Source organism: Mesorhizobium sp. WSM4830 (genome assembly GCF_055811495.1).
In genome coordinates this window covers 1-23,578 of record NZ_JBVVQI010000055.1, presented here as the reverse complement: position 1 = coordinate 23,578, position 23,578 = coordinate 1, and the positions used below count along the sequence as shown (strand labels likewise).

Sequence of the window (23,578 nt, the reverse complement as noted above, 5' to 3'; positions counted from 1 at the left end):
CCGAACCGCCCTGTACGGACCCGTACGCAGGGTGGTGTGGGAGGGGAGGAACTGCGAAGCTCCCCCCTATCCCGATTGTCGGGGCGAGAACGTTCGGCTCATATTGTGCCGGAGCGAGAACGTTCGGCTGTTTTGTCGAAGCAGGGACCTTCGGTTCAGTCCGTCAGCAGCTTTGCCGATCGTATCGTGGCGAAAAGGACGTGGGCAGGGCGGTGGCCTGTGTCGGTGCCGGCGCTGCAAACGGCGAGCCCGCGCGTAAGTCCGTGGCATCACTCCGAAAATCCATGACGCAAACGCACCTTTGAGGCGTGGCAGTGTTCCAAATCTGTGGCGGCTCGGAACCTTGTTTTCAGCCGATCATGGCGCTGCGGCCGCCGGCTTCCGTGTCGCGCGCCTTGGTGTCGCGCGATTCGAGCATCTCGGCCTTGGAAAGTTCGGCTTCGGCTTCGCTCAGCAATGACTCGGCGACATTTCGCTGCTGGGCGAGGTCGCTTTGCGAATTTCTAAGATTGTCGCGGCGCAGACGTGCCGCCTTGGCGAAGGTCGGATAGGCAAAATGATTGATGTCGGTGATGCCGGCCTTCTTCTCTTCGGCAGCAATCTGAAGTTCCAGCTCGACGGCCATGCGCTCGAATTCGGCGATCATCATGTCGAGCTGCAGCAGCTGCCGCCGCTTCTCGCTCACCTGAAATTGCTTCAGCCGAACGAGGTTTTCACGTGACTTCATGATTCGGTACTCCCGGAAACGCACACCTGCACATATCGTCCAATTCACCCGGCAAGGCCCGGGCTTGACCCGTTTCCACCGGCTTTCCCCGAACTATGGGAAACAAACTCCTAAAGTTTTTTGCCGGCGGTAACCATTCGTTTACGGGCATTGTTAATCATACGGCTCAGGACTTAAGGGCGGGTAAAAATTCTGCTTCTCGTCGCGAAACCCGGCCAACGAGTCCGAAGAGTCACTTAGTCTGGCTTATTAATGTGCCGCATTAATGGTTTGGGTCTGTGATTCGTTATTGGATTCAACAAGGTGTAGAAAGGGGTTAAAAAATCTGATACCGTCACGGACGGGGAATTAGGTTTTATTAACCATTCGATGGCAGCCTCTGCTCAGGCAATCACTGCTCCGGTCCTGGACGGGTCGTGAAATGGTCCGGCAGCAGAAAAGGGGAATGAAATGCGCGTTCTGCTGATAGAAGACGACAGTGCAACCGCACAAAGCATCGAGCTGATGCTGAAATCGGAAAGTTTCAATGTCTATACGACCGACCTTGGTGAAGAGGGCGTCGATCTAGGCAAGCTTTACGATTACGACATCATTCTCCTCGACCTCAATCTCCCTGACATGTCGGGCTATGAAGTTTTGAGAACACTTCGCCTTTCCAAGGTGAAGACGCCGATCCTCATCCTCTCAGGCATGGCCGGTATCGAGGACAAGGTGCGCGGCCTCGGCTTCGGAGCCGACGACTACATGACCAAGCCCTTCCACAAGGATGAACTGGTCGCCCGCATCCATGCCATCGTGCGGCGCTCCAAGGGCCATGCCCAGTCGGTCATCACCACCGGCGACCTGGTGGTCAATCTCGATGCCAAGACCGTTGAAGTCGGTGGCCAGCGCGTGCATCTGACCGGCAAGGAATATCAGATGCTGGAACTGCTCTCGCTGCGCAAAGGCACCACGCTGACCAAGGAAATGTTCCTCAACCATCTCTATGGCGGCATGGATGAGCCGGAGCTGAAGATCATCGATGTCTTCATCTGCAAGCTGCGCAAGAAGCTCGACGCAGCGTCGGGCGGGCAGAATTACATCGAGACCGTCTGGGGTCGCGGCTATGTGCTGCGTGAGCCTGAAGATATCCGGGTCAGCGCCTGAACTAGAGGTGTGATCCCAAAGTGGGCGCCCGGTTTTCGGAAAGAACCTGGCAAAACAACAAGATAGAGCTCATCCGATTTTCATCGGAATGGAACAGGCTCTGATCAGGCGGCAATCTTCAAGGCGCGGAAGCACTCTAGCAATTGCGGCCGGTTGAACGGCTTCAGCAGGTAGCCCTGGGCGCCGGCGCGCTTTGCCCGCATGATCGCCCCGACGTCGACCTCGACCAGCGAAATCAAGACTTGCGGCAACACCGGGCTTTCCATGGCGCGTACGCGGCGGATGAGGTCCTGCGCCTGCATGTCCGGCAAGGCGCCGTCGACGACGATGATATCAGGCATGTCGACCGCGCACATCTCGATCGCCTCATGGCCGCTGGCGGCTTCGATCACCATCATGCCGGAACCGCCCAGGATACGCCTTGCAACCTTCCTGATGACGCTCGAATTGTCGACGAACATGCAGCGTTTCATTCCCGGACCCTCTTTGCCATGCGGCGAACCGGCAGCGTCGTGGCATCTGCCGGGGAACATAGGCCGATCTGGTAAAGAAGCCGAAAAGCCGATAGGTAAAATTTTCCTGAAGTTTTTTAGCGAAATCTTCTTTCGTAATGCTTCACGCGATCAAAACTGCAAAGCCATCTCACAGATATTGAGACAGCGCCGCAAATATGACTTGGATAAAATACTTTCCCCGCTCTTCCGGAGAACTTCAGGCTGCAGAAAGGACGATCTCGTCGGTGGTTGCATGGATCGATATCGCCATGTTGGCTTCGCGGGCCAGGAGCAGCGTATAATAGGGCTGCACCGAATGCGCGTCGATCGGCTCTTCCGGCCTGTGGCCGGAATGCAATTCCAGGAATTTGGGCGGCACGCGCAGCATCGGGCCGCTCGCCGCGAGCGCAAAGCGCGGCTCGGTCTCGAGGTTCTCCAGCGTGACCACCAGCCTGCCGCCGCGCGGAATGGCGGCGTTGGCGACGAGGATGAGATTGAGCAGCAGCTTGACCTTGTTCTTGGGCAACAGCGCGCGGGTCCCGTTCCAGATCAGTTCCGGCTTCTCGTTCTTCAGGAAGGCGAAGGCCACGGCCTCGGCGTCCCCCGTGTCGATCAGCATGCCGGCGGAACCGGCGGCGCCGAAGGCGATGCGGGCGAATTGCAGGCGGGCGGAAGCGTTTTTGGCGCTTTGGCGGATCAGCTTCATGGCGTCTTCGTCGGCGCCGCCTTCGTCGAGCAGCTCAAGCCCGTTGTTTATGGCGCCGACCGGCGAAATGATGTCGTGGCAGACCCGGCTGCACAGCAGCGCTGCCAGATCGGGTGCGGAAAGGGTGAAAAGCTCGGCCATCGGCAAAAATCCCTGCAAATTTCACAACACAATGACCGGGCGATCATGGTCACGCCTGTCCACACGAATCACGCTCTCTCCCAAGCATTCTGAATACACAGCGCTTGTGCGTGCAGCAACAAATCCAAAATCATGATTGTCGAAAATGGCATGTTCACGCAGCCGGGTGCTGCGCGGGCGATGCGAAAACAGCCTTCGAACCGCCATCTTCATGTGACAGTTTAATGGTTGAAAAAGGATTACGGCATAGTTTGCCCCTAACAGTCATCCTTAACGGCCGCCAAAGAGCCGTACGGGTGCGAGGCGTCGGCGAAAGTGCTCCCTGACGGAGATTGGAAGCATGGTTTCCCGATTCTACGACCGGACTTTTTTCCGTGTCATCTCAATGACGATCGCGCTCATCGGCCTTGTCGCCTTTTCGGCATCGGCCGCGCGGGCGCAGGAATACACCGCCCAGGAGATCGTTGATTCCGGTCATAAATTCTTCGGCGCGACATCGGGCGGGCTCGCCACCGTCGTCGAGAAGATTTTCGCCACCTATGGCCTGCCGAACGGCTATCTGCTCGGCGAAGAGGGGTCCGGGGCGCTGATCGGTGGCCTGACCTATGGCGAAGGCACGCTCTACACCAAGAATGCCGGCGATCACAAAGTGTTCTGGCAAGGCCCGTCGCTCGGCTGGGATTTCGGCGGCGAGGGCTCGCGCGTCATGATGCTGGTCTACAATCTCGACGATGTGAGCAGCCTCTATAATCGTTTTGGCGGCGTCGCCGGCTCCGCCTATGTCATCGCCGGCGTCGGCTTCAACGTGCTGAAGAACAACAATGTGCTGCTCGTGCCGATCCGTACCGGCGTCGGCGCCCGTCTCGGCGTCAATCTCGGCTACCTCAAGCTCACCCAGCGCGCGACCTGGAATCCGTTCTGATCTGCATGATGGCGCCGCTGCGATTGGACCTGTGATCCCACGGTCCGAGCTTTGCCGCGGCATACCCTTGCCGTGGCGCCGGATTTCCGTCATGCGAAGATGGCAAAGTCGACCTTTGGCGGTTGCCATGCACAACGGATAGTCATCTTGGTCCAGTCGATCCTGTTCTTTGTCCTCGGCTTTCTCTGCGCGGGCTTCCTGGCGCTGATGATTGCCCCGGCCGTGTGGCGGCGGGCGGTGGCGCTGACGCGCAAGCGCGTCGAGGGCTCGATGCCCTTGACGCTGGCCGAGATCCAGGCGGACAAGGATCGCATTCGCGCCGAGTTCGCGGTTTCGGTGCGCCGGCTTGAAATGACCGTCAAATCATTGCGCGAGAAGGCCGCCGAACAGCTGGTCGAGATCGGCCGCGACCGCGAAGCCCTGAAGGAATTGGCGGCCGAGCGGCAGGACAAGAACCGGGTCGTCGCCGATCTTACAACCAGGGGCGAGGAGCTTCGCAAGCGCGATGAGCAGTTGCAGCAGCTGTCGGAGCGGCTTGCGGAGACCGAGCGCGCGCTCGAAAAGCGCGGGCTCGAACTGCGGAAACTGGAGCACATGTATGACGACGCCAGTTTTTCATCCAGCAGCCGGCAGATCGAGCTGGTGGCGCGCGAATCCGAGCTGCAGAAGCTGGCAAGCGACATTTCGCTGCTGCGCGGCCAGCGCAAGGAGGCGGACAGGCGCAGCCAGGAATTGGCAGCCGAAAGCAAGGCTTTGCGGGACGCGCTGAAGGCCGAGAAGAAAAGAACCGGCGACCTGGAAAAGAAGGTCGAACGCCTGCTCGCCACGCTGGCCGATCGCGAGGAGAGGCTGGAGCGCCGCGAGAAGGAACTGGTCCGCCTTCGCGAAAAGCCGAAAAGCGCTGAAAGGGCGCCTGCGGTGGGTCTTGCCGGCGTGCCAGGCAGTCAGGTCAATGTGGCCGCCAACGGCGACATCGAAAAGACAACCGCCAAGCTCGATGCCGACCGCGAGCGGCTGGAGGCCAGGCTGACATCGCTGGCACGCGAGAACAGGCGGCTGAAGACGGATCTTGCTGCCGTCGAAACGTCGAAATCTCAGGCCGGAGACCATACCGGCAGCGCCAGCGCCGCATTGCGCGAAGAGATGAACGATCTGGCGGCGCAAGTCGTGGCCTTGACGGCAAAGCTCGACGGACCGGATTCGCCGATCGCCCGTGCGCTTGCAGCGCCTGAGGATACGCGGCCGGGGAGCGGCGGACGCAGCCTTGCCGATCGGGTGCGGGCGCTGCAGAAGGCCGCTTCGACCGACTGAGATTCCGCAGATCCAAGAGCAGGGCCCCGACGGCTCTAAATTTAGGCTCCGGAAAAGTGATGCAGCGCGATGGCTGACGCGGCGGCGACGTTCAGGCTGTCGAAACCTTGCGCCATACCGATCCGCAGCGTCTGCAGGCGGGCAAGCAGGCTTTCCGGCAGGCCTTCGCCCTCGGTGCCGAGATAGAGCGCCAGCCGCTCGTTTCTCTTGGCATCGCGAATGTCGATCTGCCCGCGCGGAGACAAGGCGAATTGGCTGAAGCCTTGCCGGTCGAGCATTGCGGTGCAGCCGGCTGCGTCGGCAAAGCAGGCGAAGGGGACTTTCAAGGCCGCGCCCACCGAGACGCGGATTGCCTTGCGGTACAGCGGATCGCAGCAGGTCGGATCGAGAAGCACGGCATCCGCGCCAAAGGCAGCGGCATTGCGGAAAATCGAGCCCATATTGTCATGATTGGCGATGCCGACCAGCGCCACGATCAGCGCGCGGGCGGGCAGTGTGCCAAGCAAGGCCTCGGCGGGGATGGCCGCGCCCTTGCGGCCGATCGCCAATATGCCGCGATGCATGTGGAATCCGGCGATCCTGTCGATGATTTCGCCGGATGCGACATAGATCGGAAGCCCGGCAGGCGCCTTGCGCAGGACGTCACCGAGGCCGGCCAGCCGGTTTTCGAGTACCAGCACCGATTCTGCCTCGAAGCGCCGGGCGGCGAGCAGCGTGTCGAGCACCACCTTGCCTTCGGCGACGAAACGGCCTTGCCGGCCGGCAAGATCTCGCTCCCGGATGTCGAGATAGGCGGCGACGCGGGGATCGTGCGGGTCGTCTATGCTGATCGGATTCATGGCTTCCTCGGCGGACCCTGGCGTCGGCCGCGAATCGGGATTCGGTTTCGGAAGGCATGATTGCCGGATCCGAAGCTCAGACCGTATCTCAGCGTCCAAATGGATGCACGCCGTTCGAACGGTCGAGCCCAATCAGGTGAATGCCGGGCTGTGGGGCCTGCCTACCTCTTAGCGACAGGGGAAATCCCGCGGCACGGCTCGTCGGTCAAGCCGTTTCAATCTAGAATTTTCGATCGGGCCAAGGAACCACACAGGGCCATGCCGCGTCATAGAAGCGGGCTCCTGCTGCGGTCCTGGGAGGACATCGATGATCAGGCTCCTCCTCGTCTTTGCCGCCACGCTTGCCCTTGCATGCGGCGTGGCCCGTGCGGCCAAGCTCGATCCAGCCACCGTCAATCAGGCCCAATTCACTGTCGGCGAACCGAAGGGAGTCGATCCGACGCTGCTCAAGGCGCAGATCCTTCTGGATCGCGCCCGCTTCTCGCCGGGCCTGATCGATGGCCGCCTTTCCCAGAACTTCGCCAAGGCCGTCGCTGCGTTTCAGGCGGCAAACGGACTTCCGCCCGACGGCAAGCTCAGTCTACAGACCTGGAGCAAACTCATCGCAACCTCCGCCAAGCCGGCGCTGGTGACCTATGAGGTCATGCGCAAGGATGTGCGCGGACCTTTCACCAGGCGTATTCCGGCGCGCTTGGAAAGGATGGCCCGCTTGCGGCGGCTCGGCTACCGCAATGCGGTGGAGAGGTTGGCCGAGCGCTTCCATATCAGCGAACAATTACTGCGAATGCTCAATCCGGGCACCAGCCTCAGGAAACCAGGCAGGACCTTGGTGGTGCCTGATGTCGGCAGGGGCGACCCTCCCGCCGGCGTTGCCGCCGTCGAGGTCGACAAGGGCGCTCGCCTGGTGCGTGTGCGCGACCGTGCCGGCAAATGGCTGGCGGTCTACCCCGCCTCGATTGGGAGTGAGGAGAAGCCGGCGCCAAGCGGCACGGCAGAGGTCAGGCGCGTGGTGCACAACCCTACCTATCACTATGATCCGGACTTCGCTTTCAAGGGTGTCAAGACCAAACGGCCCTTCACCATCGCTGCCGGGCCGAACAATCCCGTGGGATCGGTCTGGATCGATCTCTCCATCGAAAGCTACGGCATCCACGGCACGCCCGAACCGGGCAAGATCGGCACGACCTTTTCACATGGCTGCATCCGGTTGACCAATTGGGATGCCGAAGACCTTGCCTCCATGGTGCAGCCGGGCACGAAGGTCGAGTTCAAGGACGAGGTTGCGCAGGCCGCCGACGAGAGCGTTCAGTAGCAAGCCAGACTTGGCAGCAAGCCGGACTTGGCAGCAAAGCGGATTGGGCGGGGCGTTCTCCGCCCCGGCCGCTCAGGTCCCGGCGCGACGCAGCCGGTGAGCCATCTGCGACAGTTCACCTTCACCGAAAATGCCGTCCAGCGTGTGCAGCAATTCGCGCACCGCCCCGGACTTGCAGGAATAATAGATCATTTGCCGATCGCGGCGGGTCTCGACAAGGTCGGAAGCCCTGAGCTTGGCCAGATGCTGTGACAGGGCGGATTGGCTGAGCGACACCTTCTCGGCTATGGCGCCGACCGACATCTCGCCTTCGGCCAGATAGCTCATGATCAGCAAACGTTTTTCGTTGCCCATCAGTGTCAGAAACGCAGCCGCGATTCCGGCGTTGGCGACTAGCTTGTTCGAGACCATAGATCCCCCATGCGTTCTTGCTCATCCGCCGCTATGGGGGCAATAGCGTCGGATTCCATAGACTTTCCCTATAGATGCACGCCGGCGATTCAGCGTCACTCGCAAAGGTAGAACATTTCGCTCAAATCTCAAGGCTTGCTTTCCATGCAAGCCGATTAACTGTGCGGCTGTGATTAATTTGCCGATCGGGCAGCCTTTGCCATGTCGACCAGGACAAGCCTGAGGTCGCGCGCCGCTCTCAACGGCTCGGGGAAGAAAACCCGACAGACATTGTCGCCCGATACGAGATCCATCCCGTCCGCGTCGAACCCGGTGACGATCCAGCCGTCATTCTCGGCTCCGCCGAAATGACTTGCGTAGAGCGCAATCGCATCGAGATGGTCGGCGTTCATATGGTCGAGTGCCGATTGCTCGCCGGCGGCAAGCTCTTCGATGATCGCTCCCGTCGCGACCAGATCGGTGCGGTCGAGCAGATAGGCCTTGCCGAAGCCTCCGTTCAGGCTGGCGCGCTCCGGTTCGAGCCGGAAGATCGAGAAGTCGCCGAGCCCGGCATAGAGTTTTGCCTTGGGGTTGCGGTTGAGGTAGCGCCGCTCGGCGCGGGCGTGTTCGTTCGATCCGCGTTCGAGCCGCACGGCGCGGCAGACGAGCGTCAGTCGCGGATGCGCCAGCGGATCGCCCTTGCCGGGTTCGCCGACGAGCAACGAGCAGCGCGGGTCGGCAAGGATAGCGCCGGTATGTGCGGACAGCATCGACACCAGGATCAATGGCGTGCCGTCGATGTCTGTGGCGACGCCGACGCGGCTGGCCAGCGGCGAACCGGTTCCTGGTTCGAGCACCGCCAGCGCGCCGAAACGGGCGCTGCGGATCAGCGTCTTTGCCAGCCTGATCGCCTCGGCGTCGGTCGCGCGGATCACGTCGTTCCTGGGTTCGTCCAAGGCATCACCGTCGCTTTTATTTCGGCGCCATGCGGATGGCGCCATCGAGGCGAATGGTCTCGCCGTTGAGCATCTGGTTCTCGATGATGTGCAAGGCAAGTGCGGCATATTCCGAAGGCTCGCCCAAACGGGAAGGGAAGGGGACCGCGGCGCCGAGCGAATCCTGCACCTCCTGCGGCATGCCGGCCATCATCGGCGTCCTGAAGATGCCGGGCGCGATGGTGCAGACGCGAATGCCGAAGCGGGCGAGATCGCGCGCCACCGGCAGCGTCATGCCGACGACGCCGGCCTTGGACGCGGAATAGGCCGCCTGGCCGATCTGGCCGTCATAGGCCGCGACCGATGCGGTGTTGACGATGACGCCGCGCTCGCCGCCCTGCAGCGGTTCCAGCCTGGCGGTCCGGTCGGCGACCAGGCGGATCATGTTGAAGGTGCCGATCAGATTGACCTCGATTACCTTGCGGTATTGATCGAGCGGATGCGGTCCGTCCTTGCCGATCGTCTTCATGCCGATAACGATGCCGGCGCAATTGACCAGGATGCGCGGCTCGCCAAGCTTCTCTGCCACTTCCGCAACTGCGGCGGCACCGCTCTCGGCGTCGCTCACATCGCATCGGACGGCGATGCCGCCGATATCGTCCGCCACCTTGGCCGCACGCTCGATGCCGAGATCGAGGACGGCAACCCTGGCGCCGCCGGCGGCAAGAGCGCGCGCCGTCGCCTCGCCAAGGCCGGAGCCGCCACCGGTGACGATCGCAATCTGGCCGTTCGGGTTCATCTCGACGTCCTCCTCCGCGCCCAGACTATGCGGCCAAGCCACCGTGCGACAGCACTGGCATGGTCACGCCATCGTGGCGATGTGCGCGGCAATCCTTGCCTGGTCGGCGTGGCAAACCTCGCCCACCAGCCTTGCCAGCGCGCCCGGCACGATCTCGTGCGCCAAAAGCCGGTCGGGGTCGACCGGACGCGGCATCGAGATCTGCCCGCGCGGCAGCCTCCTGAAGCCGAGCGGGCCGTAGTAGGGTTCGTCGCCGACCAGCATCACGGCCGGTGCGCCGGCCTTGGCGGCGGCCTCCAGCGCGATTGCCACCAGCCGGCGGCCGATGCCGAGATTCTTGAAGGCCGGCCGCACAGCGAGCGGCCCGAGCATCAGCGCGCGGCCGGCACCGGCGGCGATGCGCGTCATCCGCACCGAGGCGACGACGATTGCGCCATCGACCGCCACGAAGGACAAAGCGCGTTCGTGCGGGCCAGTTTGGCGGATCTTGTAGGCGGAAAGCACGAAACGGCCCGGCCCGAAGGCCTCGTCGTTGATGGCTTCGATTTCAGCATCATGCGCCGGAGTTTCCGGCAGGTATTTCACGTCGGCAAGGCTCATGGTCTTTGCGTTCCGGTATACGAGGAAAGGGTTGCTGCAAGCGGCAGCGTTCGCCAGTCAGCGCTTCATCAAGCGCGGGCGCTCTTTCGTCGTCGGTCGAACCGGATTACGGCAAAGTCGAACATGCCGATGTCCGCTAGCACCAATTTTCAGCCGCCGCAATCGGCAGCCGCACTCGACGACGCAGCCGTTGACGATCTGTTCAGCGTCGGGGATTTCCGCGGCGCCGCCTGGTGCCCTAAATCAAGAAGGAACACGAAAGGATATTACATGGGATTGCTAGTCGAAGGCCAATGGCAGGACCGCTGGTACGATACCGGGGAGAGCGGCGGCAAGTTCGTGCGGGCGCAGTCGCAGTGGCGCGACTGGGTGACCCGCGACGGCGCGCCGGCCGAAGGGCGAAAACGCGGCTTCAAGGCCGAGCCCGGCCGCTATCACCTCTATGTCTCGCTCGCCTGCCCGTGGGCGCATCGGACGCTGATCTTTCGCGTGCTCAAAAAACTCGAGGACGTGATTTCCATTTCGGTTGTCCATCATTTCATGGGCGCCGACGGCTGGACGTTCCTGGCCGAGGACGGCGCCACGGGCGACACGCTCTATGGCCTCGATTTCCTGCACCAGATCTACACCAGGGCCGATCCCGGCTATTCGGGCCGGGTCACCGTTCCGGTGCTGTGGGACAAACGCGAGCAGACCATCGTTTCCAACGAATCCTCCGAGATCATCCGCATGCTCAATTCGGCCTTCGACGAATGGGGCGATGCAAAGCTCGATTTCTATCCGCAGCCGTTGCGCGGCGAGATCGATGCGATCAACGCGCTGGTCTATCCCGCGGTCAACAATGGCGTTTACCGTGCCGGCTTCGCCACCACGCAGGCAGCCTACGAGGAGGCATTCGGTGAATTGTTCTCGGCGCTCGACACGTTGGAGGACCGCCTGTCAAAACAGCGCTATCTCGTCGGCGGCCGCATCACCGAGGCCGACTGGCGGCTGTTCACGACACTGGTCCGCTTCGACCCGGTCTATGTCGGCCATTTCAAATGCAATCTGCGCCGGATCGCCGACTATCCGAACCTGTCGAATTACCTGCGCGACCTCTACCAGGTGCCGGGCGTCGCCGGCACGGTGAATTTGCACCACATCAAGTCGCATTATTACGGCAGCCACGAGACGATCAATCCGACCCGCATCGTGCCGGTCGGGCCAGAGCTCGACTATTCCGCGCCGCATGATCGGGACAGGTTCAGGAAGGCTGCGTGAGACCGGCGACCTAGCGGAAGGTTTCGGAGTCCATCTTCGCCCTTCTAACGAGTTCGGCTTTCAATATGGTATTTCCAAATCGATTGGAGTAGCCGAGCGACGTTGCCAGGAACGCCACGATGCTGCCGATCATGACGGCCTGGACCGACATCTGGAGTGGGATTGCGCGTAACGATCCCGACAGCAGAATCAGAGCCATTCCCAAAACCATTTCTATCAGGGTTGAGAAGCCGACCATTTTCCAGAATTCAGCGCGAGTAAAAAGCCGGACATGTCGCTTTAAAAAAACGAAATATGTCCCGAATGCCGCAACGAATTGTATTAAGAATTGGATGCCTCTTCCAATTCTTTCTAACCTGGATGGATCTATCCCAAGCGTTACCGTCGACACTAATGCTGTCGAAAACAATATTATTACATAAATTCCAGTGAAAAGTAAGACATATAGTACAATTCTAAGTCTATCTTTTTGTTTATGTTCCATTTTTCCCAACCGATTAGTTATACGTGTCTTGGAGAACAATGGATGCTGTCATCCTGAATCGAAGCAGCAAGGCTGTTGGAGAGGTGGTCTACCAGTAAGGCGATACCGGATTCCCCTTAAAAACCTCGGCAATCCGCCGCAGCGTCGCCGGCGTCGTTCCCTCGGGCAAGCGGTCGAGCGGGAAGAAGCCGGCTTCGGCGATCTCGCGGTCGGGCAGCTTAGGGCTTGGCTGATCGAACTCTTCGACCAGATAGAGGCCGACATGGTCGCGGCGGCTGGCGCGGCGGTTGAAATGCAGCGATTTCAGCACCGGCGGTCCAGTCAGCGCGATGTTGCCTTCCTCGAAGACTTCGCGTGTCAGCGCTTCGATCATCGTCTCGCCCAACTCGACGCCACCGCCGGGCAGGTGCCAGCCAGGAACATACGTATGGCGGATGAGGAAGACGGAATTGGAGGCTCGGTCGTGGATCAAGCCGCGCACGCCGAGCGTCATCGGCCGCCGCAGTACGAAGTACAGGTGAAACAGCCTCGCCCTGAGGCCCGGCCAGCCGGTCTGGCGCAGGGCTTGCTCCGGATCCGGCGCCGTCATCGTCCGCGAAACCGTGAGTGGAAAGCGGCGCGCGCCTCGCCTATGAAGAAAAGATGTTCAGGCTCGCGCATATTTCCGATGTCCATCTGGGGCCGCTTCCCGATGTAACCTATCGCGATCTCGCCTCCAAGCGCGTGGTCGGTTACGTCAATTGGCAGCGCAATCGCCGCCGCCACATGCACGACGCCGTCATCGACACCATCGTCGCCGACATGAAGGCCAGCGGGCCGGACCATCTCGCCATCACCGGCGACCTGGTCAATCTGGCGCTCGACGGTGAGATCGAGATGGCCAAGCACTGGCTGGAGACGCTGGGCTCGCCCAACGACGTGTCGGTGGTGCCGGGAAACCATGACGCCTATGTGCCGGGCGCCTTCGACAAGACCTGCCGGTCCTGGGCGGCGTGGATGACCGGCGACGGCGTCAATACGCCGGTCGACCGCAACACCTTTCCCTATCTGCGGGTACGCGGCGATGTTGCGTTGATCGGCGTCTCGACGGCGCGCGCCACGGCTCCCTTCATGGCCAACGGCTTCTTTCTGGAAGGCCAGGCGGAACGGCTGCGCGACATGCTCGACGCCACGGGCAAGCGCGGCCTGTTCCGGGTGATCATGATCCACCACCCGCCGTTGCGCGGTGCCGTTTCGCAGAACAAGCGGCTGTTCGGCATCTCGCGCTTCCACAAGGTTCTTCACCGGCACGGCGCCGAGCTTGTGCTGCACGGCCATTCGCATGTGCCGTCGCTGTTCTTCATCGGCGCCCGCAAGACAAAAATCCCGGTGGTCGGGGTCGCCGCCGCCGGGCAGGCCCCCGGCAGTTCGCATGCACCGGCGCAATTCAATCTGCTCGACATCGACGGTGAAAAGGACAATTGGCGGATCAGGCTGACGCGCCGCGGCCTGACCGGGCCGGCATTGCCGCCCAGCGACCTGCAGACGCTGGAGCTTGGCGTCGAGGCCGAGGCGTCGATGGCGAGAGCAATTCCAGGAAAAGTGTGAAGCGGGTTTCCGTCCGGAATTGCGTCAAAAAAAGAACTCTAGAAGCTGATTTTCATCGCGACGATGCGGTCCCAGAACAGCACGAGCGAAATCGCCAGGCCGACCAGGGCGCCGGCGGCGATCAGGCCGAGGCCCGAGAAGAACGCCGACCAGCCGTTGCTGCGCGCAGCGATCCGCAGCGGCGGCTCGGCCTCTGCCACCAGGGCGCGTTTCAGGCCGGCGACGGCCTGCTCGATGCCGCCTTCCATCATCCTCTGGCGTTCGACGACGCGCTCGGCGACGTAGCGTGTCACCTGGTCGGCAACGACCTTCATGTCGGTCGATTCGGCGAGGACGACGCGGCCGATGCGCGTGTCCTTGAGAAAGCGATAGGTGCGACGGTCGCGTCCCATGGCGACATGGCTGACGGCGTCGATCCACAGCCGTGGCTGCAGGCCGGACGAGACGGCGAAGTCGAAACTGTCCATGTCGGTGGGCACGTCGCTAAAGACCGGCGCGAGTTCGGCGGCAAGCAGATCCAGCCGCATGCGATGCGCTTCGCGCATGTCGACCACGACGTCGTCGCGGTCGGCGAAGGCGTTCTTGACGTCGCGAATGGCATCGGACAGTTTTCGCGACTGATCGATCTGGGTGATGTTCTCGCCTGCGTCCTTCATCGGCGTTGCCTCGCGGGTTTGGTTAACACCGAATTAACACAGCCGCCGGCGAAATGCACTTGCGAGATCGATGGGCCGGCAAAGCTTCGCCGGAGGAGCACCAGCGCCCCGTCGTGCCCGCGCGAGGACCGATCAGCTCGCCGCAGCGGCGAATTCCGGGCGAAGTCGCCTGCCGCGGCGCCGCATATTGCGGCGAACGGCCTCGACGACCAGGCCGGGCGCTTCCTCGACCAGCATATGGCCGGCTTCCAGCACGTGGTGCAGGTGAAAACGCTTCGGCAGGCCGTCCGCCTGGCTGACGGGCAGCATCGCGTCGTCGGTTCCCCAAACCACCATGATTGGCATATTCAGCGTTTCAAGCCGCTCGTTCGGGATGACGCCTTGCCGATCATCCCGGGTCATTGCGGCTGCGTGCTCGACAAGTGTGCGCAACTGGCCGGGACGCCGGCGCATCTCCTTGAGGAGCTCGACTCTATGCTGCGGCGGCCGGCTTTGCGGTCCCGACATGGCGGCTAGACAGGCGCGAATTTCGTCGGTGCCGGCAGCCGCGGCGTAGCGGCGCAGCAGCGGGCCATTGATCTCAGGACCAAGACCGCCCGGTGCCAGCAGCGTCAGCGAGGCCAATCTTTCCGGCTCGCTCAATGCCATCAGGGCGGCCACGGCGCCGCCCATCGAATGGCCGACGAGATGGGCCCGCTTTATTCCGCGAGCGGAAAGATCGGCAAGGACGGCGCTCGCTGCGATCCTGGCCGGACCGCCGCCCGGAAAATCGAGCGATAGCCCATGCCCCGGCAGATCATAGGCCAACGTCCGCGCGCCGAGCGCCAGGGACGCGGCCACGTCGCGCCAGTCGTCGTGGCAGCCGCCGAAACCATGCAGGAAGGCAATCGTTGTCGGGCCGGTGCCCCGTTCGGCAGCGTAAAGGGATGGGGTCATGCAAACTTTATGGCTTGGTGCCGGGATCAATCAGGATGCCGGGGGCGGTCTTATGCGAGGATCAGTCTTTGCGGGAGGTCAGACTTGCATGGAGATCGGTGTTATGCGGGATCAGACTTACGTGGGGATCAGATTGGCCGGTTCAAATTGTGTCTGAATTGCGCTTTGGCCGTGCGGATGGCCAGTAAAATTTTTGCGATCACCTGACGTCGTCACGCGCCGGGAGACATCAGCTGGCGCCGCCAAGGCCGGTGGCGCGCAGGGCTTCCACCAGCCGGTTGGTCAGATCGGCGGGATATCTTCGCTCGACGAAGGTTGCGCGCGGATCGGCTGCGAATTTCGGGAATTTGGTGGTCAGTTCCTGCAGCAGCCTGCTCGCCAGCTTCTCGCGGCCGGCAGCCTTGGCGCCGATCAGCCGCGCTGCCAGATAATGCGATTTCATTTCCGTCGTTCGCAAGCCGTCGCTGGCAAGCGTCGCCTTGTTCATGTCGCCCATCATGAATTCTCCGGCGAACAGCCCGTAATCCCACCATGTCGGATGGGCGCTGGCGATATCCACGGCGTGAGCAAGGATCGGGGCGCCCTCGCTGTACCTGCCGGCGAAAACCAGCCCGTAGCCATAGGCGGCGGCCATTGCGAGATCGTAGGGATTGAGCTCATAGGCCTTGCGCATCCAGCGGATCGATTCCGCGGAATCGCCCATGCGCGAATTGAGATAACCAAGTGCGCGGTGCGCGTAGGGGCTGGTCGGGCCCATCTGGATGGCACGATGGGCAAACGTCATCGCTTTGTCGATCGTCGCGTCGGCGGGGTAGGGATAGTGGTCGGTGACCGCTTCGAGATGCAAGGACGCGAGTTCCGAATAGACGAGCGACGACTTCGCCTCCCGGTTGGCAAGATCTTCGAGGCAGCGGTAGGCGGCTTCGTGCGTCTGGGCATTCTGGTCGAGATAATATTTGCCGTTGAGCACCAGACACGCCGTCAGCCCGGTCTGGATGCCGCTCTGCTCGATGTAGTTGTAGATCGTGCCCGAGGCGGGAAGAGCCGAGCTCAAAATGCCTGAGATCTGGTCCTCGATGGCGGTGTTCGCGCTGTCGCCGGCGGTCAGGTTGCGTGACAGCAGCACGCGGCCGGTCGCCACGCTTTGCAGCTCGAGCATAATGTCGCCGCTGCGCGGCCCGGGCAGGACATCGAATACGAAGCTGGCGGCGTCGGTCACTGGATCGGGCGGGCTGTCGGCATCACGGCCGATGAAATTGATGGTATCGAAGCCGCTAAGGCCGGCGCGCAGCGATGCAGCGACACGGCGAGCCACGTCGCTGTCGGCCTTGATGGCGATGTAGACCTGGGGGAGGTTTTCAACCGGAGGCGCTGCTATGCTGCCGGTTGCCACCGCGGTCTCGACCGCCGTGTCGCCGCCGGTCAGCAAGACCACGCTGCCCTGGCGAAGGATCAGCACACCCAGCATGAGAATGACCAGCGCGATCGCCAGCCAGAAGAACTGCAAATGGCGCTGCAGCGAAGGTGCAGCAGGGGCCACGGCTGGAACGCTCAGCAATGCAGCCGGATGTGCCCGGTTGCGGGCATCCTCCGGCGATCCGGGCGGGGCGGTCGTCGCCATCTCCTCTGTTGCCAGCTCCGGCTTGCTCTCTGCCTCCGCCTCTGCCGGCAGGCGAATGGCGTTGAGTTCGTAGGACGGAACATAGCCGCCGCGCGGAATGGCGATGCGGACCGGTTCGGCAACGCCCTCATTGGCGAAATACTGCTGCAGCAGTTCGCGCAGCCTGCCGGCCTGCACCCGCACCACCGCATCGGTCGACGGATCGAAATCGCCGTCCTTGCCGAAGACGTCCATCGCTATGGAGAAGCCTTTGAGCCTGTCGGCTTCGCCTGCCTGCTCGCGCTCGACGAGGTAGCGGAGCAGCTTGCGCGCGCGCTCGGATCGTCCGAACGTTTCGCTGGCAAGCAATCGCTCCAACGTTTCGCGCACTGCGGGGGCGGCAGGCGTGGTATGCTGCAAGTGTCGATCCCTTCGAATTCGGCACAGGTTGAGGTACAATCATATAGCGCTGGCGGCGCCTTACAAGCGTGTGCTTATGGTGCGATAGCGTACCCACCGGATAAAAATCCGGTGGGCTGATGGCGCCAGCCCGGCAGTCCCGGCTAGCCGGCCTTTCGGCCGACAATGCGGTTGGCGGCCGAAACCACGGCTTCGAGCGAGGCGGCGACGATATTGGTGTTGATGCCGGCGCCGAACAGCTTGCCGCCCGGATGTTCCATCTCGACATAGGAAATAGCCGAGGCGTTCGAGCCGCGCTGCATGGAATGCTCGGAATAATCGAGCACCGACATCGGCACCCCGACATGGCGGGACAGCGCATCGACGAAGCCGTCGATCGGGCCGGTGCCGGTGCCTGATATGGTCACCTCCTTGCCTTTGTCGAGGATCACCGCTTCGATCACGCGCCGGCCCTTGACCTCGGTGTCGGGGTAGGTGTGGTGGTCGAGGAACTTCAGCCGCGCGCCGGGCTGGTCGACATAGGTCTCGAGAAAGCGCTCGTAGATGCGCCTGGCCGGCACCTCCTTGCCTTCGGCATCGGTGATCGCCTGGATGGCCTGGCTGAACTCGATCTGCAGGTTGCGCGGCAGGTTGAGTCCGTAATCCGCGTGCAGCACATAGGCGATGCCGCCCTTGCCGGACTGCGAGTTGATGCGGATGATGGCTTCATAGCTGCGGCCGACATCGGCCGGGTCGATCGGCAGGTAGGGCACCTCCCAGTGCGGCGTGTTGGCCTTGCGCAGCGCCTTCATGCCCTTGTTGATGGCGTCCTGGTGCGAGCCGGAAAAGGCGGTGTAGACGAGCTCGCCGACATAGGGATGGCGCTCGGGGATCTTCAGCTGGTTGGAGTATTCGTAGACGTCCTTCATCCGGTTGATGTCGGAGCAGTCGAGCCCGGGATCGACGCCTTGCGTGTACATGTTGAGCGCCAGCGTGACGATGTCGACATTGCCGGTGCGTTCGCCATTGCCGAACAGCGTGCCTTCGACGCGGTCGGCGCCCGCCATCAGGCCGAGCTCGGTGGTGGCGATGCCGGTGCCGCGGTCATTGTGCGGATGCAGCGAGATCAACAGGTTCTCGCGATCGTCGAGATTGCGGCACATCCATTCGATGCGGTCGGCATAGATGTTGGGCGTCGACATCTCGACCGTGGAGGGCAGGTTGATGATCAGCTTGTTTTCCGCCGTCGGCCTGACGATCTCGGTGACGGCGTTGCAGATCTCCAGCGCCACTTCGAGCTCGGTGCCGGTAAAGCTTTCCGGCGAATATTCGAAACGGTAGCCGCCGCCGGCCTTGGCCGCCATGTCGGTGATCATCTTGGCCGCATCGGTGGCGATGCGCTTGATGCCGGCGACGTCCTTCTCAAACACGACGCGGCGCTGCAGCTCGCTGGTCGAGTTGTAGAAATGGACGATCGGGTTGGTGGCGCCCCTCAGCGCCTCGAAAGTGCGGGTGATCAGTTCCGGCCGGCACTGCACCAGCACCTGCAGCGAGACGTCGGCGGGCACGTTGCCTTGTTCGATGCACCAGCGGGCGAAATCGAAGTCGGTCTGCGAGGCCGACGGAAAGCCGATCTCGATCTCCTTGAAGCCCATGTCGAGCAGCAGGGCGAACATGCGCGCCTTGCGTTCCTGGCCCATCGGATCGATCAGCGCCTGGTTGCCGTCGCGCAGGTCGACGGAGCACCAGATCGGCGCCTTGTCGATCACTTTCGAAGGCCATGTGCGATCGGCAAGGCCGACGGTTGGATAGGGCTGGTATTTGCGGGCAGCGTCCGGCATGCCCTTTACCGCAGGCTTGCTGATTTCCTCTACACTCAGACGGATATCTTCTCGTGCGTTCATCGTCTTTTCTCCCGGCGGCTCGCGGATCCAGCTTCAGGCGGATTGGTGGCGAGCGGCGCCTTTACCAGAATTTCGTTCGCTTGATGTGACGTGCCAATTTTGTAACTGGCCAAGGAGCGTGCGCGTGAGCGGCGAATTCGACCGCCGGGCGCTCCTTCAGCGAACCCGGCGATCGCCGATAAGGCCGAGAAGCAGCAGGGTGGAGGCAAGCGCGCGAACGGTCTGGCCGGCAATGCCGGTCGGACGGGACGCAAAAGAGGTGGCGCGCGGGCTCATGGCGGATTTCATACAGGAGCCGGCAAAGCGAGGCAAGTGGGAGCCTCGCCGTCGCAGAAGCTGCCGATCCAGCCTCAAGACCTGGGTTCCTCGCCCCCGCGACGCGGGGGAGAGGTGGCCGCAGAGCGGCCGGAGAGGGGGCCTTCGTAGGCCGCAGTCCCCTCTCCGTCTCGGCTTCGCCGAGCCACCTCTCCCCACTTTCGTGGGGCGAGGAACCCAAGCTGGAACGAAGGCGCGGCGCCGAGGTGAAGCGATTTTTCCTGACTATAGCAACTTTGTTCTTGCTTTGTGCCGGCAGCTATGCTACTAATCTCGGTATGGTGCTAATTGGCTCCAACGACCCGCCCGCCGAGGCGGGTTTTTCATTTTTACGGTTTTGGCGTCACCTTTCGCGGACCCAGCCGCTCACTGATCCAGTTGCTCTTCCCCGAGCCCGGCAAATGCGCCAGAGTCGATTGTCGGCGGGGGTGCGATGGCTCGCCGCCGGGAGGGATCGTCCATGAACTTCGTGTTCTTCTCGCCGCATTTTCCGGCCAACGGCGCCGATTTCTGCGACCGGCTGAAGAAGGCCGGCGCCACCGTGCTCGGCATTGGCGACGCGCCGTTCGATGCGCTGGACGGCAAATTGAAGGCAGCCCTTTCGGAATATTACCGCATCGACGACCTGGAGGAGTACGAGCCGGTGTTCCGGGCGATCGGCCATTTCATCCACAAATGGGGTCGCGTCGACCGGTTCGAATCGCTCAACGAGCATTGGCTGGAGCTGGAAGCCAATATCCGCACCGACTTCAACATCTTCGGTACCAAGCTCGACTTCGTGAAGAATTTGAAACGCAAGAGCCGCATGCGGGCGTTCTTCCGCAAGAGCGGCGTCGAAACCATCGCGCAACGCAAATGCTCCGACCGCGCCGGCGCCATGACCTTCATCCGCCGCGTCGGCTATCCCGTGGTGGTGAAGCCGGATTCCGGCTCCGGCGCCTCGAACACCTTCAAAATCTCCAATGCCGGCGAACTCGACAGGTTCTTCAGGGACAAGCCGGAAGGTGTCAGCTTCGTCATGGAGCAATTCATCGAAGGGTTGGTGGTGACCTATGACGGGCTGGTCAACCGCGACGGCGAGGTGGTGCTGGCCGCCAGCCACCGCTACGACCAGAGCGTCATGGAAGTGGTCAACCGAGACCGCCATATGAGCTATGTCTGTTTTCCCGAGATCAGTCCGGCGGTCGAGGAGGCCGGCAGGAAGATCCTCAAGGCGTTCGACGTGCGCGAGCGCTTCTTCCACATCGAGCTGTTCGAAACCAGGGACGACCGGGTCATTGCGCTGGAGGTCAACATGCGGCCGCCTGGCGCATGGATGACCGATGCCATCAATTACACCTTCGATATCGATGTCTATGCCGCCTGGGCCGACATGGTGGTCAAGGACGCCGCCGGCGGCCCTTACAGGGGCAAGTATTTCACCGCCTATGCCAGCCGCAAGCGGCACCTCAACTATGTGCACAGCCATGCCGACGTGCTAGCCGCCCATGGCGACATGATCGTCCATCATCACGCCATCGAGGAGGTTTTCAGCCGCGCCATGGGAAACTACGCCTATCAGCTGCGCTCCACGGACCCGAAGGCGCTGCGCCGGGCGGTCGACTACATCCATGCGGAAAAGGCGTGAGGCGATGGACGTTTCCTATCACAAGGGTTTTGGCCGCAACCTCGGCCGCGACATGGAATATAAGCGCTACGGCCATGCCGGCCGACCCGTGGTTGTGTTCCCGACTTCGCAAGGGCGGTTCTACCAGTTCGAAGATTCCGGCGCCGTCTCGGCTCTCGCCGAGTTCGTCGACACCGGTCGCATCCAGTTGTTCACGCTGGACGGCATCGATGCGGAATCCTTCTTCGACCGCGATGCCGAGCCGGCCCATCGCATCGCCCGGCATGAAGCGTATTTCCGCTATGTGCGCGAGGAGGCGCTGCCGGAACTCCTGTCTGTGGCAGCCGAAGGCAATGGCGGGCGTACGCTGAAGCCGCTGTTTTGCGGCTGCTCGATGGGCGGCTATCATTCGTCGAATTTCGTCTTCCGCTTTCCGGAGCTGGCCAGCGGCGTCATCGCGCTGTCGGGGGTTTACTCGACCCACGATTTCTTCGGCAACGCGCTCGACGGACAGATTTTCTTCAACTCGCCGCTCGACTACCTGCCGGGTATCGTCGATCCGGGGCTGCTTGTCAGGCTGAAGGCGCTGCGGCTGATCTTCTGCTGCGGGCAGGGTGCCTGGGAGGAACGGATGCTGGCCGATACGCAGGCGCTGGAACAGATCCTGCGTGACAAGTCGATTCCGGCCTGGGTCGACTACTGGGGCGGCGATGCGGCCCATGACTGGCCGTGGTGGCACAAGCAACTGGTTTATTTCTTCGCCCGCTGGCTGGACGACGATCTGATGCACCGGCTGGATTAGGCCACATGGAGCAAGGAAATGACCACGCCCGATGCCATCCGCCGCTTTGTCGAAGCCACCAATGCCGGCGATAGCGAAGCCTTCCTGGACAGCTTCACGCCCGATGCCTTCCTGAGCGACTGGGGCCGGTCGTTCAAGGGCCGCGAGCAGATAGCGCGCTGGAACCAGTCGGACAATATCGGCGTGCAGTCCAAACCTAGCATCATTCGTATCGAACCGGAGGGCGATACCTACAAGGTCCGCATCGCAGTCACAGGCAACGGCTTCAACGGCGAGGGCGACATGGTCTTCACGCTGGACGGCGAGCGTATATCGAGCCTGGTGATCAGCTGACGCGCTACCCGGCCGATCTTACTCCCGCAGGCTTTTCGCCACCAGCCGCGCCACGCTTGGGCCGACCAGAAGCACGATCAGGAAGCGTGCCGATTGCAGCGCCATGACGAAGGATATGTCGACATGCTGCGCGGCGGCGGCGATGATGGCGACGCTGTCCATGCCGCCGGGGCTGGTTGCCAGATAGGCGGTCAGCGGATCGATGCCGAGCAGGCGGCTGATCAGGAAGGCGAGGCCGCCGCAAAAGACGATCAGGGCAATGATCGAGCCGACGATCTGCGGCAGCGCGCGGGCCGCGTGGCGCAAAATGGCCCTGGTGAAATTCAGGCCGATGCTCCAACCGATCATTGTATAGCTCAAGGCAAGCAGCCACGGTGGCAACTGCATGGTCACGCCGAGCCCGAGATGGATCACGGTGCCGAAAATGAAGGTGCCGAGGAAGAACGGCGACGGCAGCCTGAAAAGCTTTCCGGCGAGGCCGCCGACCAGCGCCACGCCGAATGTTGCGGCCAAGCCTTGCGGGTCGACCGGTGGGAACCAGACGATGGCCGGCACCTCGATGCCTGAGGTGTCGACCCAAAGCTTGGCCACCAGGGCTGCCGTCATCGACACGCAGATGACGCGCAGATAAAGCATGAAGGCGACGAGGCGCTGGTCGGCGCCGAAGGCACCGGCCATCAGCACCATGGCGGTGGCGGCGCCCGGCGACGAGCCCCAGACCGCGGTGGTGCCGGGCAGGATGCGCCAGCGGCTGATCAGCCAGCCGAGCAGGCTGGATGCCGCGATCGTCGCCATCACGACGCCGAGGAACAGCGGCCATTCCCTGTAAAAGACGGGAAAGATATCGGCCGAGATCGAACTGGCGACCAGGCAGCCGACGACCGCCTGGGCTGAGCCGAACAGAACCCGCGGCACGCGCACCGTGGCGCCGTTGGTGCCGGCAGCGATGGCCGCCAGCATCGGTCCGATCAAGAGCGCGGCGGGCAGGGCGGCGAGTTCCAGCGCGCCGGCAAACAGCACCGAGACCACCACCAGGACCGGCCACTGCCAAGCCTTGTGGATCCGCGCCAGATGCTCGATGGCCGGCGGGTTCGGGGAAGAATCCATAGATCGGCTCTTAGACCGGTCGCTAAAAAATGCGAACCTTTTTTGCGGGGGAAACGGTCGTGGGTGGTAATACGCTGAATCTTGCAGATTAGCTGAGACATCCATCCCTTCGTCATCCTGGGGCGGAGCAAGGAGCGAAGCGACGCGGCGCAGACCCCAGGATCCATATGTGGACGGCCCCCTGCTTGCAAAGGTGTGGCTCAGGTCTGATCGGATCGCTTGCATCCATATGTCCGGCCTGTTGATGCGGTTTTGACCGCTGGCCAA

At 62.3% G+C, this 23,578-nt stretch carries 24 protein-coding genes; 9 read left to right on the top strand and 15 right to left on the bottom strand.

Annotated elements, in window-relative coordinates; all coding sequences use genetic code 11:
• Positions 1–349 precede the first annotated feature (349 nt).
• Positions 350–727, bottom strand: a complete 378-nt coding sequence (locus AC0L2Y_RS33175) for a flagellar export protein FliJ (protein WP_023719275.1) — start codon at positions 725–727, stop codon at positions 350–352.
• Positions 728–1,177: 450 nt separating this feature from the next.
• On the opposite strand from AC0L2Y_RS33175, the gene ctrA reads away from it, so the two are divergent.
• On the top strand, positions 1,178–1,873 hold the full coding sequence (gene ctrA, locus AC0L2Y_RS33170; protein WP_006203583.1) for a response regulator transcription factor CtrA: 696 nt from the start codon (positions 1,178–1,180) through the stop codon (positions 1,871–1,873).
• Positions 1,874–1,977: 104 nt separating this feature from the next.
• On the opposite strand, the gene AC0L2Y_RS33165 is transcribed toward ctrA, so the two are convergent.
• Positions 1,978–2,346 (bottom strand): response regulator, encoded by a 369-nt coding sequence (locus AC0L2Y_RS33165; protein ID WP_292659972.1) that lies wholly within the window; start codon positions 2,344–2,346, stop codon positions 1,978–1,980.
• A gap of 238 nt (positions 2,347–2,584) precedes the next feature.
• The gene (chpT, locus tag AC0L2Y_RS33160) at positions 2,585–3,214 is read right to left on the bottom strand and encodes a histidine phosphotransferase ChpT (protein ID WP_473562170.1); all 630 of its coding nucleotides are present in this window, start codon (positions 3,212–3,214) and stop codon (positions 2,585–2,587) included.
• A gap of 340 nt (positions 3,215–3,554) precedes the next feature.
• On the opposite strand from chpT, the gene AC0L2Y_RS33155 reads away from it, so the two are divergent.
• Positions 3,555–4,136, top strand: a complete 582-nt coding sequence (locus AC0L2Y_RS33155; RefSeq protein WP_352664551.1) for a DUF1134 domain-containing protein — start codon at positions 3,555–3,557, stop codon at positions 4,134–4,136.
• Positions 4,137–4,283: 147 nt separating this feature from the next.
• Positions 4,284–5,447: a coiled-coil domain-containing protein gene (locus AC0L2Y_RS33150; RefSeq protein WP_473562169.1), complete on the top strand. Its 1,164-nt coding sequence runs from the start codon at positions 4,284–4,286 to the stop codon at positions 5,445–5,447.
• Positions 5,448–5,488: 41 nt separating this feature from the next.
• Here the strand turns inward: AC0L2Y_RS33150 and AC0L2Y_RS33145 are convergent, their stop codons facing one another.
• Positions 5,489–6,286, bottom strand: coding sequence for a TrmH family RNA methyltransferase (locus AC0L2Y_RS33145; RefSeq protein ID WP_473562168.1), 798 nt, complete (start codon positions 6,284–6,286; stop codon positions 5,489–5,491).
• A gap of 307 nt (positions 6,287–6,593) precedes the next feature.
• Here AC0L2Y_RS33145 and AC0L2Y_RS33140 point away from each other — a divergent pair, with 307 nt between their 5' ends.
• Entirely contained in the window at positions 6,594–7,598 is a 1,005-nt protein-coding gene (locus AC0L2Y_RS33140) for a L,D-transpeptidase (protein WP_473562167.1), read from the top strand.
• A gap of 72 nt (positions 7,599–7,670) precedes the next feature.
• Here the strand turns inward: AC0L2Y_RS33140 and AC0L2Y_RS33135 are convergent, their stop codons facing one another.
• From AC0L2Y_RS33135 to AC0L2Y_RS33120, 4 genes are all read right to left on the bottom strand, one after another.
• Positions 7,671–8,009, bottom strand: coding sequence for an ArsR/SmtB family transcription factor (locus AC0L2Y_RS33135; protein WP_473562166.1), 339 nt, complete (start codon positions 8,007–8,009; stop codon positions 7,671–7,673).
• Positions 8,010–8,182: 173 nt separating this feature from the next.
• Positions 8,183–8,989, bottom strand: a complete 807-nt coding sequence (locus AC0L2Y_RS33130) for a HugZ family pyridoxamine 5'-phosphate oxidase (protein WP_473562165.1) — start codon at positions 8,987–8,989, stop codon at positions 8,183–8,185.
• Positions 8,961–9,722, bottom strand: coding sequence for a 3-hydroxyacyl-CoA dehydrogenase (locus AC0L2Y_RS33125; RefSeq protein ID WP_473562164.1), 762 nt, complete (start codon positions 9,720–9,722; stop codon positions 8,961–8,963). Before AC0L2Y_RS33125 ends, AC0L2Y_RS33130 begins: the two co-directional genes overlap by 29 nt.
• A 63-nt stretch (positions 9,723–9,785) precedes the next feature.
• Entirely contained in the window at positions 9,786–10,322 is a 537-nt protein-coding gene (locus AC0L2Y_RS33120) for a GNAT family N-acetyltransferase (protein WP_473562163.1), read from the bottom strand.
• 270 nt (positions 10,323–10,592) lie between these two features.
• Between AC0L2Y_RS33120 and AC0L2Y_RS33115 the strand changes: the two genes are divergently transcribed.
• Positions 10,593–11,582 carry a glutathione S-transferase family protein gene (locus AC0L2Y_RS33115; RefSeq protein ID WP_473562162.1) on the top strand — a complete coding sequence of 330 codons (990 nt, stop codon included), beginning with the start codon at positions 10,593–10,595 and terminating at the stop codon, positions 11,580–11,582.
• Between the two features lie 10 nt (positions 11,583–11,592).
• Here the strand turns inward: AC0L2Y_RS33115 and AC0L2Y_RS33110 are convergent, their stop codons facing one another.
• Positions 11,593–12,066, bottom strand: coding sequence for an ABZJ_00895 family protein (locus tag AC0L2Y_RS33110; protein ID WP_473562161.1), 474 nt, complete (start codon positions 12,064–12,066; stop codon positions 11,593–11,595).
• Positions 12,067–12,154: 88 nt separating this feature from the next.
• A complete protein-coding gene (locus AC0L2Y_RS33105) occupies positions 12,155–12,655 on the bottom strand; it encodes an NUDIX domain-containing protein (RefSeq protein ID WP_473562160.1) in 501 nt (166 codons plus the stop codon).
• A 53-nt stretch (positions 12,656–12,708) separates the two neighbouring features.
• On the opposite strand from AC0L2Y_RS33105, the gene AC0L2Y_RS33100 reads away from it, so the two are divergent.
• Positions 12,709–13,653, top strand: a complete 945-nt coding sequence (locus AC0L2Y_RS33100) for a metallophosphoesterase family protein (RefSeq protein ID WP_473562172.1) — start codon at positions 12,709–12,711, stop codon at positions 13,651–13,653.
• Between the two features lie 38 nt (positions 13,654–13,691).
• Here AC0L2Y_RS33100 and AC0L2Y_RS33095 read toward each other — a convergent pair whose 3' ends face one another.
• From AC0L2Y_RS33095 to leuA, 4 genes are all read right to left on the bottom strand, one after another.
• Positions 13,692–14,309 (bottom strand): hypothetical protein, encoded by a 618-nt coding sequence (locus AC0L2Y_RS33095; RefSeq protein ID WP_473562159.1) that lies wholly within the window; start codon positions 14,307–14,309, stop codon positions 13,692–13,694.
• A 132-nt stretch (positions 14,310–14,441) separates the two neighbouring features.
• Entirely contained in the window at positions 14,442–15,245 is an 804-nt protein-coding gene (locus AC0L2Y_RS33090; protein ID WP_473562158.1) for an alpha/beta fold hydrolase, read from the bottom strand.
• A 229-nt stretch (positions 15,246–15,474) separates the two neighbouring features.
• On the bottom strand, positions 15,475–17,265 hold the full coding sequence (locus tag AC0L2Y_RS33085) for a tetratricopeptide repeat protein (protein ID WP_473562157.1): 1,791 nt from the start codon (positions 17,263–17,265) through the stop codon (positions 15,475–15,477).
• 143 nt (positions 17,266–17,408) lie between these two features.
• Complete coding sequence (leuA, locus tag AC0L2Y_RS33080) at positions 17,409–19,085, bottom strand: 2-isopropylmalate synthase (protein ID WP_473562171.1); 1,677 nt, start codon at positions 19,083–19,085, stop codon at positions 17,409–17,411.
• An 838-nt stretch (positions 19,086–19,923) separates the two neighbouring features.
• Between leuA and AC0L2Y_RS33075 the strand changes: the two genes are divergently transcribed.
• Genes AC0L2Y_RS33075 through AC0L2Y_RS33065 form a run of 3 tightly spaced genes read left to right on the top strand, consistent with a single transcriptional unit; the run spans position 19,924 to position 22,204 of the window.
• On the top strand, positions 19,924–21,090 hold the full coding sequence (locus tag AC0L2Y_RS33075; protein WP_352488941.1) for an ATP-grasp domain-containing protein: 1,167 nt from the start codon (positions 19,924–19,926) through the stop codon (positions 21,088–21,090).
• 4 nt (positions 21,091–21,094) lie between these two features.
• Entirely contained in the window at positions 21,095–21,871 is a 777-nt protein-coding gene (locus AC0L2Y_RS33070; protein ID WP_352488943.1) for an esterase family protein, read from the top strand.
• Between the two features lie 18 nt (positions 21,872–21,889).
• The gene (locus tag AC0L2Y_RS33065; protein WP_352488944.1) at positions 21,890–22,204 is read left to right on the top strand and encodes a nuclear transport factor 2 family protein; all 315 of its coding nucleotides are present in this window, start codon (positions 21,890–21,892) and stop codon (positions 22,202–22,204) included.
• An 18-nt stretch (positions 22,205–22,222) separates the two neighbouring features.
• On the opposite strand, the gene AC0L2Y_RS33060 is transcribed toward AC0L2Y_RS33065, so the two are convergent.
• Positions 22,223–23,311, bottom strand: coding sequence for an AbrB family transcriptional regulator (locus AC0L2Y_RS33060; protein ID WP_352488945.1), 1,089 nt, complete (start codon positions 23,309–23,311; stop codon positions 22,223–22,225).
• Positions 23,312–23,578 lie beyond the last annotated feature (267 nt).

Coding starts and splice junctions, on each gene's coding strand:
- AC0L2Y_RS33090 (WP_473562158.1), bottom strand. CDS start 15,245: ATGACCCCATCCCTTTACGCTGCCGAACGGGGCACCGGCCCGACAACG.
- AC0L2Y_RS33110 (WP_473562161.1), bottom strand. CDS start 12,066: ATGGAACATAAACAAAAAGATAGACTTAGAATTGTACTATATGTCTTA.
- AC0L2Y_RS33065 (WP_352488944.1), top strand. CDS start 21,890: ATGACCACGCCCGATGCCATCCGCCGCTTTGTCGAAGCCACCAATGCC.
- AC0L2Y_RS33120 (WP_473562163.1), bottom strand. CDS start 10,322: ATGAGCCTTGCCGACGTGAAATACCTGCCGGAAACTCCGGCGCATGAT.
- AC0L2Y_RS33095 (WP_473562159.1), bottom strand. CDS start 14,309: ATGAAGGACGCAGGCGAGAACATCACCCAGATCGATCAGTCGCGAAAA.
- AC0L2Y_RS33135 (WP_473562166.1), bottom strand. CDS start 8,009: ATGGTCTCGAACAAGCTAGTCGCCAACGCCGGAATCGCGGCTGCGTTT.
- AC0L2Y_RS33155 (WP_352664551.1), top strand. CDS start 3,555: ATGGTTTCCCGATTCTACGACCGGACTTTTTTCCGTGTCATCTCAATG.
- AC0L2Y_RS33140 (WP_473562167.1), top strand. CDS start 6,594: ATGATCAGGCTCCTCCTCGTCTTTGCCGCCACGCTTGCCCTTGCATGC.
- AC0L2Y_RS33070 (WP_352488943.1), top strand. CDS start 21,095: ATGGACGTTTCCTATCACAAGGGTTTTGGCCGCAACCTCGGCCGCGAC.
- AC0L2Y_RS33105 (WP_473562160.1), bottom strand. CDS start 12,655: ATGACGGCGCCGGATCCGGAGCAAGCCCTGCGCCAGACCGGCTGGCCG.
- chpT (WP_473562170.1), bottom strand. CDS start 3,214: ATGGCCGAGCTTTTCACCCTTTCCGCACCCGATCTGGCAGCGCTGCTG.
- AC0L2Y_RS33115 (WP_473562162.1), top strand. CDS start 10,593: ATGGGATTGCTAGTCGAAGGCCAATGGCAGGACCGCTGGTACGATACC.
- AC0L2Y_RS33125 (WP_473562164.1), bottom strand. CDS start 9,722: ATGAACCCGAACGGCCAGATTGCGATCGTCACCGGTGGCGGCTCCGGC.
- AC0L2Y_RS33175 (WP_023719275.1), bottom strand. CDS start 727: ATGAAGTCACGTGAAAACCTCGTTCGGCTGAAGCAATTTCAGGTGAGC.
- AC0L2Y_RS33145 (WP_473562168.1), bottom strand. CDS start 6,286: ATGAATCCGATCAGCATAGACGACCCGCACGATCCCCGCGTCGCCGCC.
- leuA (WP_473562171.1), bottom strand. CDS start 19,085: ATGCCGGACGCTGCCCGCAAATACCAGCCCTATCCAACCGTCGGCCTT.
- ctrA (WP_006203583.1), top strand. CDS start 1,178: ATGCGCGTTCTGCTGATAGAAGACGACAGTGCAACCGCACAAAGCATC.
- AC0L2Y_RS33165 (WP_292659972.1), bottom strand. CDS start 2,346: ATGAAACGCTGCATGTTCGTCGACAATTCGAGCGTCATCAGGAAGGTT.
- AC0L2Y_RS33060 (WP_352488945.1), bottom strand. CDS start 23,311: ATGGATTCTTCCCCGAACCCGCCGGCCATCGAGCATCTGGCGCGGATC.
- AC0L2Y_RS33075 (WP_352488941.1), top strand. CDS start 19,924: ATGAACTTCGTGTTCTTCTCGCCGCATTTTCCGGCCAACGGCGCCGAT.
- AC0L2Y_RS33130 (WP_473562165.1), bottom strand. CDS start 8,989: ATGGCGCCATCCGCATGGCGCCGAAATAAAAGCGACGGTGATGCCTTG.
- AC0L2Y_RS33100 (WP_473562172.1), top strand. CDS start 12,709: ATGTTCAGGCTCGCGCATATTTCCGATGTCCATCTGGGGCCGCTTCCC.